The sequence below is a fragment of the Rhodococcus sp. NPDC056743 genome (assembly GCF_042790355.1).
In the GTDB taxonomy this organism is placed as follows: domain Bacteria; phylum Actinomycetota; class Actinomycetes; order Mycobacteriales; family Mycobacteriaceae; genus Rhodococcus_F.
Window position 1 is genome coordinate 226,965 of sequence record NZ_JBHTZI010000008.1, and the last position, 17,095, is coordinate 244,059.

At 62.1% G+C, this 17,095-nt stretch carries 20 protein-coding genes; 5 read left to right on the top strand and 15 right to left on the bottom strand.

The window, feature by feature from the left end:
- Positions 1-120 precede the first annotated feature (120 nt).
- The 8 genes from recX to ACFRFQ_RS19855 all read right to left on the bottom strand — a co-directional run bounded on the left by recX (position 121) and on the right by ACFRFQ_RS19855 (position 6,582).
- The gene (gene recX / locus ACFRFQ_RS19820) at positions 121-747 is read right to left on the bottom strand and encodes a recombination regulator RecX (RefSeq protein ID WP_378661146.1); all 627 of its coding nucleotides are present in this window, start codon (positions 745-747) and stop codon (positions 121-123) included.
- Positions 748-755: 8 nt separating this feature from the next.
- A complete protein-coding gene (gene recA / locus ACFRFQ_RS19825) occupies positions 756-1,793 on the bottom strand; it encodes a recombinase RecA (RefSeq protein ID WP_378661149.1) in 1,038 nt (345 codons plus the stop codon).
- Between the two features lie 192 nt (positions 1,794-1,985).
- Positions 1,986-2,180: a DUF3046 domain-containing protein gene (locus tag ACFRFQ_RS19830; protein WP_378661590.1), complete on the bottom strand. Its 195-nt coding sequence runs from the start codon at positions 2,178-2,180 to the stop codon at positions 1,986-1,988.
- A gap of 47 nt (positions 2,181-2,227) precedes the next feature.
- Entirely contained in the window at positions 2,228-3,391 is a 1,164-nt protein-coding gene (locus ACFRFQ_RS19835) for a glycosyltransferase (RefSeq protein WP_378661152.1), read from the bottom strand.
- Between the two features lie 32 nt (positions 3,392-3,423).
- Positions 3,424-4,968: a glycerol-3-phosphate dehydrogenase/oxidase gene (locus ACFRFQ_RS19840; protein ID WP_378661155.1), complete on the bottom strand. Its 1,545-nt coding sequence runs from the start codon at positions 4,966-4,968 to the stop codon at positions 3,424-3,426.
- Positions 4,969-4,972: 4 nt separating this feature from the next.
- Complete coding sequence (locus ACFRFQ_RS19845) at positions 4,973-5,611, bottom strand: TetR/AcrR family transcriptional regulator (protein ID WP_378661158.1); 639 nt, start codon at positions 5,609-5,611, stop codon at positions 4,973-4,975.
- Positions 5,612-5,676: 65 nt separating this feature from the next.
- Complete coding sequence (locus tag ACFRFQ_RS19850) at positions 5,677-6,387, bottom strand: PIG-L deacetylase family protein (protein ID WP_378661161.1); 711 nt, start codon at positions 6,385-6,387, stop codon at positions 5,677-5,679.
- Positions 6,388-6,405: 18 nt separating this feature from the next.
- Positions 6,406-6,582 (bottom strand): hypothetical protein, encoded by a 177-nt coding sequence (locus tag ACFRFQ_RS19855; protein ID WP_378661164.1) that lies wholly within the window; start codon positions 6,580-6,582, stop codon positions 6,406-6,408.
- 223 nt (positions 6,583-6,805) lie between these two features.
- On the opposite strand from ACFRFQ_RS19855, the gene ACFRFQ_RS19860 reads away from it, so the two are divergent.
- From ACFRFQ_RS19860 to ACFRFQ_RS19870, 3 genes are read left to right on the top strand one after another with little or no spacing between them, the layout of a single operon-like run.
- Positions 6,806-7,402 (top strand): biotin transporter BioY, encoded by a 597-nt coding sequence (locus tag ACFRFQ_RS19860; RefSeq protein ID WP_378661167.1) that lies wholly within the window; start codon positions 6,806-6,808, stop codon positions 7,400-7,402.
- 7 nt (positions 7,403-7,409) lie between these two features.
- Positions 7,410-8,090, top strand: a complete 681-nt coding sequence (locus ACFRFQ_RS19865; protein ID WP_378661169.1) for an energy-coupling factor ABC transporter ATP-binding protein — start codon at positions 7,410-7,412, stop codon at positions 8,088-8,090.
- Entirely contained in the window at positions 8,087-8,692 is a 606-nt protein-coding gene (locus ACFRFQ_RS19870; protein WP_378661172.1) for an energy-coupling factor transporter transmembrane component T family protein, read from the top strand. Before ACFRFQ_RS19865 ends, ACFRFQ_RS19870 begins: the two co-directional genes overlap by 4 nt.
- 12 nt (positions 8,693-8,704) lie before the next feature.
- On the opposite strand, the gene ACFRFQ_RS19875 is transcribed toward ACFRFQ_RS19870, so the two are convergent.
- The 5 genes from ACFRFQ_RS19875 to pgsA all read right to left on the bottom strand — a co-directional run bounded on the left by ACFRFQ_RS19875 (position 8,705) and on the right by pgsA (position 12,280).
- Positions 8,705-9,487, bottom strand: coding sequence for a hypothetical protein (locus tag ACFRFQ_RS19875; protein WP_260684037.1), 783 nt, complete (start codon positions 9,485-9,487; stop codon positions 8,705-8,707).
- A 105-nt stretch (positions 9,488-9,592) separates the two neighbouring features.
- A complete protein-coding gene (locus tag ACFRFQ_RS19880; protein ID WP_378661175.1) occupies positions 9,593-10,417 on the bottom strand; it encodes a PspA/IM30 family protein in 825 nt (274 codons plus the stop codon).
- A 166-nt stretch (positions 10,418-10,583) separates the two neighbouring features.
- Positions 10,584-10,973, bottom strand: a complete 390-nt coding sequence (locus ACFRFQ_RS19885) for a helix-turn-helix domain-containing protein (RefSeq protein WP_378661177.1) — start codon at positions 10,971-10,973, stop codon at positions 10,584-10,586.
- 145 nt (positions 10,974-11,118) lie between these two features.
- Positions 11,119-11,616, bottom strand: a complete 498-nt coding sequence (locus ACFRFQ_RS19890; RefSeq protein WP_378661180.1) for a CinA family protein — start codon at positions 11,614-11,616, stop codon at positions 11,119-11,121.
- Between the two features lie 4 nt (positions 11,617-11,620).
- Positions 11,621-12,280, bottom strand: coding sequence for a CDP-diacylglycerol--glycerol-3-phosphate 3-phosphatidyltransferase (gene pgsA, locus ACFRFQ_RS19895; protein WP_378661183.1), 660 nt, complete (start codon positions 12,278-12,280; stop codon positions 11,621-11,623).
- A 120-nt stretch (positions 12,281-12,400) separates the two neighbouring features.
- On the opposite strand from pgsA, the gene ACFRFQ_RS19900 reads away from it, so the two are divergent.
- Complete coding sequence (locus tag ACFRFQ_RS19900) at positions 12,401-12,925, top strand: amino-acid N-acetyltransferase (protein ID WP_378661185.1); 525 nt, start codon at positions 12,401-12,403, stop codon at positions 12,923-12,925.
- A 31-nt stretch (positions 12,926-12,956) separates the two neighbouring features.
- Positions 12,957-13,238, top strand: a complete 282-nt coding sequence (locus ACFRFQ_RS19905; protein ID WP_378661188.1) for a YciI family protein — start codon at positions 12,957-12,959, stop codon at positions 13,236-13,238.
- Positions 13,239-13,244: 6 nt separating this feature from the next.
- Here the strand turns inward: ACFRFQ_RS19905 and ACFRFQ_RS19910 are convergent, their stop codons facing one another.
- A complete protein-coding gene (locus tag ACFRFQ_RS19910; protein WP_378661191.1) occupies positions 13,245-14,219 on the bottom strand; it encodes a TerC family protein in 975 nt (324 codons plus the stop codon).
- 47 nt (positions 14,220-14,266) lie between these two features.
- On the bottom strand, positions 14,267-17,071 hold the full coding sequence (locus ACFRFQ_RS19915) for a DNA translocase FtsK (protein ID WP_378661593.1): 2,805 nt from the start codon (positions 17,069-17,071) through the stop codon (positions 14,267-14,269).
- Positions 17,072-17,095 lie beyond the last annotated feature (24 nt).

Genomic DNA, 17,095 nt, shown 5'->3' on the forward strand with positions numbered 1-17,095 from the left:
TTGTGGTTTCGTTTTTTTTTCTCCACCTGTCTTTATATTTTTTTCACTGTCCAACCTTTATACTTGGGGGGGGGTGTGTCACCGAATTCGGTGACACACCCCGCTTCACGTTTGTATTGTCTACGACTCTGCGGCAGCCATCTCAGATTTGACCACCTCGTAGGACATGCTCGCCGAGTAGCCCTTACGCGCAAGCATCGCTACCAGACGTCGCATCACCTTGTCGCGATCGTCGACCGGCTTGTTGCGCAACTTCCTTCGAACGAGGTCTGCTGCGCGCTCACGCTCGTCTTCGGGCTCGATCTGCGACAACGCTTCTGTTGCCACGTCCTGATCAACGCCCTTGAGTCGAAGCTCGACGGCCAACGCCTTCTTGCCCTTGCCGGAATAGGTATGACGTGAATGCACCCACTGGTTGGCAAAATCCGCGTCGTCGATGAGGCCGATCTCCTGGAGACGATCGAGCGCCCGAGAAATAATGTCGGTTTCGAATCCCCGACTGATCAGCTTCTTCTCCAACTCGGACCGACTGCGCGCGCGGTCTGTCAGGAGGCGCAGGCAAGCATCTTTTGCCTGCGCCTCCGTGCCGCCTTCAGCGCGTGCACCTTCACCACGCTGTCTGCGTCCACCGTGCTGTCTGCCTTCACCGTGCTGGTCGCTACCACCACGGCTCCCTGTCCGATCGGACCGCGAGCGTGACCGTCGATAACCGGTGTCGTTGCCACCGTCATCGTCGATGTACTCCATGACAGGGCTCAGAAGTCGGCAGATGCTTCGTCGGTAGCGGTGACATCAGCACCGATACCCAGCTTTTCCTTGATCTTCTTCTCGATCTCGTCACGGATGTCGGTGTTCTCCAGCAAGAACTTTCGGGCATTCTCCTTGCCCTGGCCCAACTGGTCGCCTTCGTAGGTGTACCAGGAGCCGGACTTGCGGATGAACCCGTGCTCGACACCCATGTCGATGAGCGAGCCTTCCTTGCTGATGCCCTGGCCGTAAAGAATGTCGAACTCGGCCTGCTTGAACGGCGGAGCGACCTTGTTCTTGACCACCTTGACGCGGGTGCGGTTACCGACTGCGTCGGTGCCGTCCTTGAGCGTCTCGATACGGCGGATGTCCAGACGGACCGACGCGTAGAACTTCAATGCCTTACCACCGGTGGTGGTTTCAGGTGAACCGAACATCACACCGATCTTCTCGCGAAGCTGGTTGATGAAGATGACGGTGGTGCCCGAGTTGTTCATGGCACCGGTGATCTTTCGCAGTGCCTGGCTCATGAGACGAGCCTGGAGACCGACGTGGCTGTCTCCCATTTCGCCTTCGATCTCGGCGCGTGGAACAAGTGCGGCCACGGAGTCGACGACGATGATGTCGAGAGCGCCGGAGCGGATCAGCATATCGGTGATCTCGAGCGCCTGCTCACCGGTATCGGGCTGAGAGACCAGCAGTGCGTCGGTATCAACGCCCAACTTGGCCGCGTAGTCCGGATCGAGTGCGTGCTCCGCGTCGATGAACGCAGCGATACCGCCGTTGGCCTGCGCATTGGCAACCGCATGCAGTGCAACAGTGGTCTTACCCGAAGATTCCGGGCCGTAGATCTCGATGACTCGGCCACGAGGCAAGCCGCCGATACCCAGCGCGACATCGAGTGCGATGGAACCCGTGGGGATCACCGCGATGGGCTGGCGAACGCCTTCACCCAAGCGCATCACCGAACCCTTGCCGAAATTCTTGTCGATCTGCGCCAACGCGAGGTCGAGCGCCTTGTCCCGATCTGGTGCCTGTGGTGCCATCGTGATCCCCATTCTCAAGTCTCTTCAGTGATGTTGCGATCAGAGTAGATCCGGCTACCGACAAACTTTTGATTCATCGTGTCGACCTACCCGAACCCTGCATTGCGGAAGCGGCAGTTACCACCGAACACACTCAGCATAGACGAACATCTGTTCGAAACACAGGCAAGGATCGAACATTGCCGAAATAAACTAGCGGCGCGACGGGGGCACGTCGAATTCCGCGCACAACGCGCGCCACACCTCGCGAGGGTCCTGGCCTGCCTCGATAGCCTCTGCCGCCGTCAGCCCGCCCAGGCTCAGCATGACGTGATCGAGCAGCATCGAGTCACCTCGTACCTGCCCGAACTCTTCTCGTACCAATTCGTGAAACTCGGTCAATCGCACGGGCGCCACGGTAGTCCACACAGGCATCTGTGCACACTCCGTACCGGTCAGGCCGCCGCTCCCCCGGCCACAACTTCCCGACACACCGCCACCGGGTCGCGGACGTCGGTAGCCGTCGCCGCGGCAGCCCCGGCCGCCTCGGCGAAGCTGGGCTCGGAGAGAACCCGCAGCACGGCGTCCCTGATGGACCCCGCATCGGCCGGTCGCACGATCACCGCGCCACCGGCGCGAGCAGCACGATTCGCCAACTCCCACTGATCTCCGCCGCCGGGAACAATCACCGTCGGCACGCCGGCCGACAGAGCTTTGGCCAGCATTCCGTGCCCACCTCCGCACACCAGAACCGAAGCATCGCGCAGCATCACATCCTGACGGCCGAGTCCCGCACGAACCCAGTCCGGATACCGAGCGTCCGAACCGTCGAGAACCGACGCGATCAGTCGCAGCCCGGCCCCTTCCAAGCCGTCGACGGTTTGCTCGAGCATTCCCACCGCACCGGTGTGCGCGGTAGACGGCGCCACCATGACCAGCGGCTGCGAACCAGGGGGCGCCTCCAGTGTCTCCGTTGTCGGTTCCCACAACAACGGACCGACGACGTGGGCGTGGGCAGGCCAGTCCGGCCGCGGAACTTCCAATGCGGGAATCGTCGCGATCAATCGCGCATGAGGACCCGGATCCACTGCGGGGAGCCCGACCCCGACTCGTGCGTCGGATCGCTGGGCCAACCCCTGCTTGATCGAACGACCCGTTGCCGCTCGCATCACGGTGTCACGCAGGCGTCCACGCAGCCCGACGCCGGGAGCCAACCCGCTACCGATGGGCGGCAGGCCACGGGACGGCGAATACAGCGGATGGGGCGAGAGCTCCACCCACGGAATTCCCAGCCGCTCGGCCGCCAATCCGCCACCGGCAGTGAGGATGTCCGAGACCACCAGATCCGGGGCTACTGCTTTCAGATCGGGTACGAGTTCCGTCGAGATGTATGCCGCCCGCGAATGAATCCGCGCGCCGGCATCAAGGTCGTCGTCGCCGGGCCTCGGCGCCAAACCTTTGAGAGGTTCGGTGTTCACTCCCGCGGCACGTGCCTTCTCCACCCATCTCGACCCGGTGAACAGGATCGGCTCGTCGCCCGCGGCGATCAGCGCCAGCGACAACGCTATTGCGGGAAAAGCATGACCCGGGTCCGGCCCGGCAACAACGGCTACTCGCACCGCATCAGCGTGTCACACGCCACAACGACCGGTCATACCGCCCGGAAGGCCCGCTCCGCCTCCGGCAACGCACGCTCACGGTCGGAAGCCACCAGGCCGATACGCGTCCGACGATCCAGGATGTCGGACGCGTCGAGTGCACCCTCGTGAGAGACCGCGAAAGCGAGTTCCGCGGCGCAGATATCCAGACCGGCTACCTGCCGAAGTCCGTCACTGCCCACCCCGGCAATCGCTTCGGCTTCGGTGCCGTACCGCGCCACCAACCCGGCGGGCGCTCGAACTTTGTCCAGCACGGCGCGCGACGCGGCACCGACCAACGGCACGTTGCGCGTTCGGCACGGACCCGCGTTCAATCCTCCGGCTTCGACGGCGCAGTCGACGGCGTCTTCCGCCATCTTGCGGTACGTCGTGAGCTTGCCACCGACAACGGTGATCACATCGGTTGCCGACCGGACCACCGCGTGATTACGGGACAGGTCGGCAGTCGATCCGCCTCCGGTGTCCAGCAAAGGTCGCAACCCCGCAAAAGTGCCAAGCACATCGGCCCGGGTCAACGGGACTTCCAAAGCCGTATTGACGGTATCGAGAAGGAAATCCACTTCCGCGTCCGACGCCTGCGGCACGTCGGGAACGGGTCCGGGCGCCGCTTCGTCGGTCAAGCCGAGATAGATCCGGCCGAGTTGCGCCGGTAACGCAAAGACAAATCGATTGGTCTCACCTGGAATCGGAACCGTCAGGGCCGCAGTGGGATTGCCCAGTGATTTCGCGTCGAGCACCAGATGCGTGCCGCGACTCGGTCGCAGGGTGATGCTGGGATCTACCTGATCGGCCCACACGCCCGTCGCGTTCACCACTGTCCGAGCACGCAACAGGAACTCGGTTCCGGTCAACTCGTCCCGCAGCGTCGCGGACGTACCGGATACCTCGTAGGCACCCACCCTGGTCAGAATCCGAGCACCGAAGGATGCCGCTGTGCGGGCGATGTTCACAACCAGCCGAGCGTCGTCGATCAACTGACCGTCGTAGGCCGTCAGCGCACCGCGCAGGTCCGCCTGCCGCACTGCCGGCACCAACTCCCGCGCCCGAGACGCGCTCACCGCGCGCGAGCGAGGCAATACCGACGACGGTGTCCGAGCCGTTGCCCGCAAGACGTCACCGGCAATAAATCCGGTACGTACCAAGGACTTTCCGAAGAACGACGTCTGCGGTAACAACGGCACGAGTTGCGGCATCGCCCGCACGAGATGCGGTGCCGTTCGTGTCATGAGAATTCCGCGTTCGACCGCACTCTCACGGGCGATACCGACATTCCCCGACGCAAGATACCGAAGCCCGCCGTGAGCGAGCTTCGAGCTCCACCGACTGGTGCCGAAGGCCAGGTCGTGCTTGTCCACCAACACCACGCTCAGGCCACGCGTCACGGCATCCAATGCCACACCGACACCGGTGATTCCGCCGCCGATGACCAGAAGATCCACGGAACTTCCGCCCGAGAGTTCGTCCCATTCGCGGGTCCGACGGGCGGCGTTGAGCGCCGACGGATCTGCATTCGGTGCAGTGCGATCACTGTCGGCCATGACGCTATCCGTCGCTTCCCGCAGTCGGCGTCAGATACGCCGAGACTGCAATTCTCAACTGCTGCACTGCTGCGTCGGCGGAGAGCCGCTCCAGCAGCGTCGGTGCCGAGAACACCACCGACTGGGCCATCAGCAACAACATCGACGCTATCTCGTCGGCATTTCCGTGACGGATCGATCCGTCTTGCTGCCCGGCGGTGACCACAACCGTCATCAATTCGAGGATCGACTTCTGACTGGCACCAATTCGATCAACGATGTAGGTGGTCAGCAATTCCTGGTCGGTCGATCGAATCTTCACGAACAGCGGGTGATCACGAATCTCGGCGACAACGTCCACCACGGCAGTGAGAAGAAGGTCCCGAGCCGAACCGGTCGTCTCGATTTCGGGGAGGACGGCCCGAATTTCGCGTGTCAGGAGGTCGGCAACTACAGCCCGCGTGTCTGTCCAACGACGATAGACGGTCGGCCGAGAAACACCGGCGCGTCGAGCGATCTCGGCCAACGTGGTGCGCTGCATACCGAAGTCGAGCACGCATGATCGCGCGGCATCAAGAATGAGATTGTCGATCGCGAGGTTTGGAGTGCGCTGACCGTCGCCCTTTCGCGGCAGGACTTGATCATCTGCGTTACGGATTGCCATCGTGTGTAACACGCTACCTGACGTTCCGCCGGGCAGTGCGACTAGGACACGGTGTGTTCGGACTATCAGAAATAGTACAACTCGAACCCGACCGCACGGTCGGCCGCGAAGCCCGGTATCCGCCCCGACACCATGTCTATCTGAGCCTGCGACTGCTCACGAACCGGAATCTCACTCAGTGCCGCAAGATACCGTGAATGCTCTGCGAGGGAATCCACTGCACGCGTCACCGCAGTGCTCACATCGACGCCATGAGTCGGTGTCATCGAGCTCACAGCAACCCACCGAACTCCGGTCCACGGTGCCGGACCGTCCGACAGTTCCGGAAAGATCCACTCGTTGGCCGCATCCGAGGTCGCGTCGAGGACGCTGATTCCCAGTGCTCGATGATCGGCGCTGTTGAGATAACCAGGGCCCCAGGTGTTCGAGAAGTTCATCGTCACCACCAGTTCCGGTTGGTGCCGCCTGATCGCGGCTGCCAATACCGCCCGCAGTTCGAGTCCGGCAGTCAGCCGACCATCCGGAAGACCCAGGAATTCGACCTCGGTCACCCCGACGACAGCGGCGCTTCGGCGCTCTTCTTCCTCTCGGATGGGCCCGGACTCCTTCGGTGGCAGTCCCGCGATCCCGGCTTCCCCGCTCGTCGCGAGTACGTATCTGACGTCCTTGCCTTGATCGGTCCATCGGGCCACCGCAGCAGCCGCTCCGTACTCGACGTCATCCGGATGGGCAACGATTACAACCGCACGCTGCCAGTCCTCGGGAAGTGGTTCCATACCGCACGATTGTGCCTGTCACATCCGGGAAACGGGTGAGTTTTCATCGTTGCTCGACATCGCCTTCACAAGGAAGTAGATGCCGACACCCAGCGCGCCGACCACCAGAATCCAGAACAGACCCTTGATCAACGCACCGACCACTGCGAGCGCGATCCACACGAGGACCACAGCCAACACGATTTTCCAGAACATGACGTACCTCCGCTTACCGTAACTTCGTATTCGGGACTGCCCGTGACACCAGCCTGACACGTTAAGCCGGACAAAGCAGCAGCTCACCGGCAAGATCAGGTAAAGATCAGGGTTCACCCTGATCAACCATGATCAGACTGGGCATGCATCCAAACCGCCGTGGCGCGGCGCTGACGTAGACTCGCGAAGTTCCATCCAGTACGCCCTAAGGAGCACGTTCGCCGTGTCTACCACCCGAATTCCGGCCCGCGATCTCGCGCACGTTGCAGTGTTCGCGGCCCTCATCATCGCATTAGGTCTGCCGGGGGCGATCAACATCGGGATCTCCGGCGTGCCGATCACCCTTCAATCACTCGGCGTGATGATGGCCGGCGCGCTTCTCGGGCCTCGTAAGGCGGTATTGGCGGTACTCACCGTGATCGCGCTCGGCTTGGTCGGGCTACCGGTCCTCGCCGGCGGGCGGACTGCATTGTTTGCATTGTCGAGTCCCACAGCCGGATTCTTGATCGGCTGGATACCTACGGCGTTTGTCATCGGATGGCTGACGACGAAGATGCTCCCGAAGTACCGAATCGTTCCCGGAATCGGCATCAACCTTCTCGGCGGTGTTGTCGTTCTCTACCTGTTCGGCATCGTCGGCATGATGATCCGGGGACATATGACCTTCCTCGCCGCGTGGACCGCCAACGCCGCGTTCATCCCCCTCGATGCCGCCAAAGCCGTTGTCACCGCAGTAGTCGCGGCTCAGGTCCATCGTGCGTATCCGGCGCTGCTACGTGACAGCGTCGCCGCACGCGCAAAAACAGTAGTGGCGAACTGATTATTCGATGAGCGAGATTATCTTCGAAGGCGTCGGACACAGTTTCGGCGAACGCACCGTGCTCGATCGTGTCGACCTGGTACTGACCGAGCAGCGCATCGGGATCGTCGGCGCAAACGGCAGCGGTAAGTCGACGCTTGCCCGCATGATCAACGGGTTGGTGATTCCGGCAACAGGTTCCGTGAGGATCGACGGTTTGGATACCGCCAAGAAGGGGCGCGACGTGCGCAAGCACGTCGGCTTTGTCTTCACTGATCCCAATCATCAGATCGTCATGCCCACCGTCGCCGAGGACATCGAGTTTTCCCTGCGGAGAAGCGGATTGGGCAAGGCTGAACGGGCCGGGAAAGTCACGTCCGTTCTGGAGCGGTTTGGACTGGCGTCGCACAGCGACCATCCCACCCATCAGCTTTCCGGTGGTCAGAAACAACTTCTTGCCCTCGCCGCCATCATGGTGACCGAGCCGAAGGTACTGGTGGCAGACGAACCGACAACGTTGCTCGACCTGCGTAACTCACAGCTCATCAGCTCTGTCTTCGCTTCACTCGAACAACAGTTGATCGTGGTCACCCACCAACTTGATCTACTGGCCTCGTTCGACCGGGTTCTGGTGATCGATCGCGGGCGTGTCGTTGCCGACGGTGCGCCGGCGGATTCCGTCGACTTCTACCGCTCCCTCGTCTCGTGACCACACTCGGCCACTACCGCCCCGGAACCTCGATCCTGCATCGGGCCCGACCGGGCTACAAACTTCTCGCGCTCGTCATCGCGATTGTCACGGTATCGGTATCCGTGCGCAGTCCTTGGCAATTGGTGCCACCCACCGTTGTTGTCGTTGCGCTCTACGTGGCCGCGCGGATTCCGCTGCGCACCGCGATCGCCCATCTACGCCCGGCGCTGTGGATGCTGCTGTTCATCGGCGGCTTCCAGATTCTCGTCGCCGGCTGGGAACGCGCGGCGGTAGTGTGCGGAGTTCTGATTCTCTCGATCGCACTCGCCGCGCTCATGGGTCTGACAACCCGCATTTCGGAAATGCTCGACGCGATCACAGCCTTCCTCACTCCACTTCGCCGCTTCGGGGTCAATCCCGAAAGAATCGCACTCCTATTAGCCATGACCATCCGGTGCATCCCGTTGATGTTCGAGGTCATCACTCAGGTGTCCGAAGCCCGAAAAGCTCGCGGCCTCGGTTTCTCGCTTCGGTCTTTTGCCGTTCCCGTGATCATCGGAACCCTCATGACCGCCGACGCGATGGGTGAGGCACTGGCCGCGCGTGGAGCCGACGACTGAACCGGAACCAGTTCAGCGATACTTCCGAGTGATCTCGTCGACCTCACCGATCGCGTCGGCCAGGCTGGACAGACGTTCCGCAGCCGAATGCAGTGCCGACAGTTCACGGTTGAATCCCACCAGGGCGGACGGTGTGTGCGGCGCCGTCAAGGTGGCGGCTGCATTGACCAGATCCTCGTACTGACCCAGTCCGGCATGTAGTTCACGTACTGCGCCCGCGATAGTCGGTTCGAGCGTTTCGGCAACCTTGGGGGTCGATGTCACGGCCCGTTCCATCGACGCAATGTCGGACGACACCGCAAACATCGCGCGCAACGCAGAATCTGCTGTCACAGTGATCTCGTCGAGTTCGCCGGGATCGATGGTGTCTGCGCGGCGCAGCACACCAAGAATTTCGAACAGCGACGTTTCTGCCCCGACTAGTCGCGACATCGGAATAAATGCCTGCGACGACGATGGTGGCAGTCGCCGTCGGATCGGAGCAGGCGGCGGCCCGGCATTCATCGACCGGTAGCGCCCGACTGCAACAACCGCGGGTACCGCGAACAGTGCGGCTCCCCCACCGGCGACAACAACGGACCAGTCCGGCGCCGACGCCACGGCAAGCCCGGCAGTGCCGATCACGGTTCCGCCCGAGATGAAACCCCAGCGCTGAGCCCGTCGCCTGGCTCGGGCTCGTTTGCGCTCGAACTTCGCCCGCGGATCCTGCCACCGCCGTGCTGCTTCGGCGGCGGACGCCGTCACTTCGCGGAGCGAATCCGCAGTACGGCCCAGAGCGCCGAATGCGCCGGACATGGAAACAGGAGCGGCCGACCTGGGCTCTCGCTCAGGCCGGCCACCTCGTGAAGAAAACATCAGTGTGTCGAATCGTGTATCTCTGGAAACTGCAGACCGTCTTTTCTACTGCCCGGTTGTTCCGGCAGCAGGCGGCTGCTTTTCGATGGATGTGGGCGCAGGTGCCGCTTGTGTCCCAGCTTGCGTCCCACCAGAGGGCAATGCCTCGCCCTTCATGGATGCGCGAATCTGCTCGAGTCGGCTGTGCCCGGCCATCTGCACAGAAGCCTGCTGGACCTCCATCATCCGACCCTGAACCGAGTTCTGGGCAAGTTCGGCCGAACCGAGGGCATTGGCGTAGCGACGCTCGATCTTGTCGCGAACGGCGTCGAGGCTGGGCGTGTTGCCGGGTGCCGACAATGTGCTGTCCATGGATCGTAGCGATTCGCTGACGCGTTCCTGCATCTTGGCCTGCTCGAGCTGGCTGAGCAGCTTCGTACGCTCGGCAACCTTGGCCTGAAGCGTCATCGCGTTCTGTTCGACGGCCTTCTTCGCCTGGGCAGCAGCCTGCAAAGACTGATCATGCAGTGCCTTGAGATCCTCGACACCCTGCTCGGCGGTGACGAGCTGAGCGGCGAAAGCCTCGGCGGCATTCGTGTACTGGATCGCCTTGTCGTTGTCGCCGGCAGCTGCGGCCTGATCAGCGAGGTTGACGGCCTGACGCGCGTTGGCGTTGAGCTTTTCGACCTCGTCGAGCTGACGGCTGAGCTTCATTTCAAGCTGACGCTGGTTACCGATCACCGACGCGGCCTGCTGCGAGAGCGCCTGGTGCTGACGCTGCGCGTCCTCGATCGCCTGCTGGATCTGGATCTTCGGGTCGGCGTTCTCGTCGATCTTCGAATTGAAGAGCGCCATCAGGTACTTCCAGCCCTTGACGAAAGGATTAGCCATGGGTTTGATCCTGCCTCCATCTGATGCGCCGCGCGCTACGCGACCCGGTGAACGACCGTCGCACACCGAAACTCACCAATACATCAGGGCTGCGCTCCAACTGCCCTGACCCTGCACTGCCATACCGGTATATCTACAGAATCTATCGGGTTCAACCGGCCAGTAGCTACGCAGCAGCCAAACTGCGCGCGTTGGGCGCCGGAATCACCACTCGGGTATCCCGGGCGATGGACGGCGAACCAGACACCTGCGCCGACACAGCAGCAGTTGCACCGGCTGTCGCGGCACCGGAGACCGGACGACCGAGCCCAGAGTTGGACTTCTTGGTGGCCAGAGTTTCACTGACGTCGACCAACACGTCGGACAGCGGTACGGCAAGCGCATCGCAAATCGCGGCCAGCAGTTCACTCGACGCTTCCTTGCGTCCACGTTCCACCTCGGACAGGTAGCCCAAGCTCACGCGCGCACTGTTCGACACCTCACGTAGCGTGCGACTCTGCGAAACGCGCGTACGCCGGAGACTGTCACCGATTGCCTCACGCAATAGCAGCGCCATCTCGCTCCTCCTTCATCCGTCGTGCCGGGCCTGTCATCTCACAGGTCCGCACCGTCACTGACCACATCGATACCGCCGTGACACCTTGGCTGTTGCACACCTTCACAACAGTCAACGTCCGAACTCGACCGATTGGTTCCCGAGCCTATCGTGCCCGGCGCTCTTCAACACGATCACATAACCGCGACACGGCTGCCGCGACTGCAGCGATTCGAATCTCCCAGCGTTCTCCTGTCAACGACAGACGCTCGCACAGAGTTCCGTCGGGCCCGGCAATCCCCAGGAAAACCGTGCCGACGGGGTTCCCGTCCTGTTCGGTCGGGCCCGCCACACCGGTCAATCCGACGCCCCAATCGGCGACACATCGAGTGCGGGCACCGTCGGCCAGAGCAATCGCCGTGGACGCGGACACCGGGCCGTCGAGCGCCAAAGCATCTGGGTCTACGCCTGCCAGCGTCGCTTTCAGATCAGTTGCGTACACCACGAGGCCGCCGCGCAGGACTTGGCTCGATCCGGGAACTGATGCCAGCGCAGCCGTGAACAAACCGGCCGTCAGCGACTCCGCAGCAGCGACGCTCTCCCCCGCAACCGCCAACGCGGCCACCAGCTCGGCGACACCGAGGTCCAGCAGCGGATCGCGCATCGGCTCAGTGTCCGTCTCGTTCGGCGAACCGGACGCCGGCCCGCAATCTGATGGCTTGAACGACATATTCGAGGCCGGTGACGACGGTCAGCACAACCGCCGCGGCCATCAGGAGCCAGCTGACCACGTCCCAGCTGCCCGGCAAGGGGCACAGGTAGAAACCGATCGCTACGGCCTGGACGAGGGTCTTGAGCTTGCCGCCCTTGCCGGCGGGAATCACAGCATGACGGAGCACGGCAAAACGGAGCAGTGTGATTCCGAGTTCGCGGGCGATGATCACCCCGGTCACCCACCACGACAGGTCACCGAGCATCGACAACCCGATAAGCGCAGCGCCGATCAGCGCCTTGTCCGCGATGGGATCCATCAGCTTGCCGAAGTCGGTGACCAGACCGTATTTTCTGGCCAGCTGGCCGTCGATCCGGTCGGTCACCGCCGCGACGATGAAGATCGCCATCGCGCCCAAACGCCACGACGTTGTCTGACCGTGGTCTATGAAAAGCACAACGAGAAAGACCGGAACGAGAATGATCCGAATCATCGTCAAGATGTTCGCGATGTTGAACAGTGGGACGGGTTTGTCCGCCGGAGTTCCTCCCGGCCCGACAGCAGTTGGCCCTACAGCAGCCCGATGGGCATCTGCTTGATCACGCGGGGAACTCATCGGATCACCGCGCGGAAGGCGGGCCGAACCCGGACGGTAACCGGGCGGGCGGGGTATTTCGTGGAGCGGACAGGCACGCGACTCAGAATATCGGTAGACCCATTGACTAATGTGCACCACATGACTTCCACCGCGCCGAACGATACCGAGAGCCACTTGATCGTGCGGCGGGCACGAACATCCGATGTCCCGGAAATCAAACGCCTCATCGACATCTATGCCGGCAAAATCCTGCTCGAAAAGAACCTGGTGACGTTGTACGAGGCTGTGCAGGAGTTCTGGGTTGCCGAAAAGGACGGCCGAATCCTTGGCTGCGGGGCGATGCACGTCCTGTGGGCTGACCTCGGTGAGATTCGCACTGTGGCAGTAGATCCCACAGTCAAGGGGCAAGGTGCCGGCTTCCAAGTCGTCGACAAACTGATCGAGGTTGCTCGTGAACTGGAATTGGAGCGGCTGTTCGTGTTGACCTTCGAGACCGATTTCTTCCACCGCCACGGGTTTGTCGAAATCGAGGGAACTCCGGTCACTGCCGAGGTCTATACCGAGATGTGCCGGTCATACGATGCCGGTGTCGCCGAGTTCCTCGATCTCAGTTACGTCAAACCCAACACCCTCGGAAATACTCGTATGCTTCTGACGCTCTGATCTGGTCACTCACATCCCGAAAGCGGTCCCGATGTCGTTGTTCCTCGTCGAATACACCTACGATCCCGAAACGAACGCCGAGCGCGACGCCCTTCGCCCCGATCACCGAGCGTGGCTCGGCGATCTTCTGGGGCGTGACATCGTGGTGTCGTCCGGCCCGTTCGCCGACGGTTCGGGAGCACTCATCATCGTCGACACGGCGGACGCCGACACCGTGGCACTGCTGTTCACGCACGATCCGTTTGCCAAAGCCGACCTGGTCGCGAATGTAAGGATCACCGAGTGGGTACCGGTGCTGGGTCAGTTGGCCTGACCGACTTCAAGCCCGGTCGCGGGTCTTCAACAGGCTCGCGACCGTGGTCACCACCAACACACCGATGATGACGGACAGCGACAACGCCGTCGAAATCTCGGGCACGCTGACATGTTCCCCATCGTTGACAAACGGCAACGTGTTCTCGTGCAAAGCGTGCAGGACCAGTTTGACGCCGATGAACGCGAGGATGATCGACAGTCCGTACGAGAGGTAGACCAATCGTTCGAGCAGTCCGCCGATGAGGAAATACAGCTGGCGCAGGCCCATCAACGCAAAGGCGTTGGCGGCGAACACAATGTACGGTTCCTGGGTCAGACCGTAGATTGCCGGGATGGAATCCAGCGCGAACAGCACGTCCGCAAATCCGATTGCGATGAGCGCCAGCATCAACGGCGTGACAACACGCTTCCCGTCGATCCTGGTGACCAATTTGTCGCCGTCGTACTCCTCGGTGGTGGGCAGCACCCGCTTCACGATGCTGATGATGCGGCTGTCTCGTTTCTCTTCGGCTTCCTTCTCATGCCCGTGGTCGCGGACCAACGTGTATGCGGTGTAGATCAGGAAAGCTCCGAAGAGGTAGAACACCCAGCTGTAGGCATTGATTGCCGCAGCGCCCACCGCGATGAAAATCCCTCGCATCACCAATGCGAGCACAATGCCGATCAGCAGGACCTTCTGCTGGTACTGGGGCGGCACCGCAAACGTCGACATGATGATGACAAACACAAACAGGTTGTCGACCGACAGCGCTTTCTCCGTGACGTAGCCGGCAAAGTACTCGCCGCCGTACGTCGTCCCCCAGATCCACATCACGATCAGACCGAAAATTATCGCGATCGAGATGTAGACCGTCGACCAGAATGCCGACTCACGAAATGTGGGTGCATGAGGCGTCCGGACGTGCGCGAAGAAATCGAAGACAAACAGGCCGAGTATCACCACTATCGTGATAACCCACGTCAACGGTGTCACATGCACGAGCAACCTCCGGTCGTCTGCCGACGGTTACCCGCCGACCCCCGTCACTAGTCGTCGGATGAACTGTCCTCCGGATCGCCGCCGCGAATAGACCACAGCAATCCGTCCAACTCGTCGGGCTTCACGAGCACCTCGCGAGCCTTGGACCCTTCACTCGGCCCCACGATTCCACGGTTCTCCATGAGGTCGATGAGTCGCCCGGCCTTCGCGAACCCGACGCGCAGTTTGCGTTGCAGCATCGATGTGGAACCGAACTGGCTGGTCACCACCAATTCGACAGCTTGCAGCAGCACGTCCATGTCGTCCCCGATGTCGGGGTCGACGTCCTTCTTCTCGCCGGCCTTCGCGGCGGTGACCCCTTCGGTGTACTCGGGTTCTGCCTGGTTCTTGGCAAAATCCACGACCGCATTGATTTCTTCGTCCGTGATGAATGCGCCTTGCATACGCGTCGGCTTACCGGCACCCATGGGAAGGAACAGTCCGTCACCCATACCGATGAGCTTCTCGGCTCCCGGCTGATCGAGGATGACTCGCGAGTCCGTCAGGGACGACGTCGCGAACGCCAATCGGGACGGCACGTTCGTCTTGATGAGCCCGGTGACAACATCGACGGACGGACGCTGTGTCGCGAGCACCAAGTGAATTCCCGCGGCGCGTGCCTTCTGCGTAATGCGCACGATGGCCTCTTCGACGTCGCGCGGGGCGGTCATCATGAGGTCTGCCAACTCGTCGACGATCGCCAGGATGTACGGGTACGGCCGATAGATCCGTTCGCTGCCCAGCGGGGCGGTGATCTCGCCGGATTTCACCTTCGAGTTGAAGTCGTCGATGTGGCGAACCCGGTTGACCTGCATATCCTGGTATCGCTGCTCCATCTCCTCGACCAGCCAGGCAAGCGCGGCCGCCGCCTTCTTCGGTTGGGTGATGATGGGCGTGATCAAGTGCGGTATGCCCTCGTACGGCGTCAACTCGACCATCTTGGGGTCGATTAGGATCATGCGTACTTCGTCGGGAGTCGCGCGGGTCAGCAAAGAGACCAGCATCGAGTTCACGAAGCTCGACTTACCTGATCCAGTGGAACCGGCGACCAGCAAGTGCGGCATCTTCGCGAGGTTCGCATGGACGAAGTCGCCCTCGATGTCCTTCCCGAGTCCGATCACGAGCGGGTGGTGTTCGCGTCGCATGCTCGGCGCCGTCAGCACGTCAGCCAAGCGGACCAGTTCGCGGTCCGAGTTAGGCACCTCGATGCCCACAGCCGACTTGCCCGGAATCGGGGCGAGAAGGCGCACGTTGTCGGTGGCCACCGCATACGCGATGTTTCGCGCGAGCGCTGTGATCTTCTCGACCTTGACGCCGGGGCCGAGTTCCACCTCGTATCGCGTCACTGTCGGGCCGCGCGTGAATCCGGTGACGGCAGCATCGATCTTGAACTGTTCGAGAACCTCGCTGATCGCCTCGATCATCGCGTCGTTCGCGGAACTGCGCAGTTTCGGCGGATCGCCGTCGATCAGCAGCGACGTGGGTGGCAGGTTGTAATCGCCGTCCGTCACACGATCGGTAACAAAGCTTTCGGCCTCTTCGGGTTCCGGTTCTGGCTTGGGTACCGGCTTTGCCACCGGAACCGATCGCGCAGCAGGCCTGGTCCGGGTCACCGGCTTTTCGGCGACCGGTACTTCTGCGGCTGCGGCGGTGTCGTCTGCTGCCGGGGCAACCTCGTCGGGGTCCGCTGACCACAGGTCGAGGATCTCGGTCTTCTTGTCGCTGGATTGGAATTCGTCCGTCGGGTAATTGTCGATCGGCGCCCGGCGGCTGGACCGCTTCGACGGCTGCAGCGGAGGCTCCGCGTATGTGTCCACGGGATAACCGTCGGCGTCGAACTCCGATGATTCGTACGAGCTTCCGCCGTAGTCGCGACCGTAGCTGTCGTCGTCGAATTCGCTACCGTAGTCCTCGAATTCGTCGTCGTCGCCGGACGGGGATCCGAAGAACGACTGAAACTTGCCGGGGACCTGGCGCAGGGTGGTTCCGGTCAACAACAAGATTCCGAACCCTACGGCAATCACGAGCAACGGAACCGACAGCCACGCCGTCAGACCGTTGGTCAATGGTCCACCGACAACAGAGCCGACAAATCCGGCTCCGATTTCACGGGTGTCCGCAGTTGTCTGCGCACCGGAACCGATGTGCCACAAGCCCAGTGCGGGTAGCCCCACCAGCAGCGAACCCATGATGAGGCGGGTTCGGATCTCGGGGCGTGGTTCCGTGCGCATCAGCAGGATTGCGATACCGACACACAAGATAGGCAGAACGGCCGACACAGCGCCGAACACGGCTCGAACCGCCGTCTCGATTCCGCCGCCGATCGGACCACCTGCCGCGAACCACACACTGCCCGCGACGACAACACTGAAAGCAATGAGCCCGAGGGCAATTCCGTCGCGCCGGTGTCCGGCCTCGATATCGCCGACTTTGCTCACCGTGCGAGTGGTTGCGCCGACGCCGCGCGCAGCCAGCGACCACCCGGCCGCGATGCCTTTGCCGACAACGTCCAGCGGGCTTGCACTCTGCTTCGATTTTGCGACCGGACGCCTGGCGGCCGACGACGCACCGGATGCCTTCCGGGGTGCTGCCTTCTTCGCCGGCGCTTTCCGTGGGGTGGATTTGGCTCCCTTACCCGCTCCCGCGCGGCCACCGGCGTGCGACGCCGTCGTGACATTGCGGGGGGTGGAGACCGTTCGTGTTCGCGACTTTGCCGCGGGAGTTGACGCTGACGACCCGGTCGATGCCCTGGACGCGGACGTGCTTGTACTCGAACCTGTACCGGATCCTCGGGCGCTCGACTTACCTGCCATGACGTTCAGGCTAGTCGGTGCAAC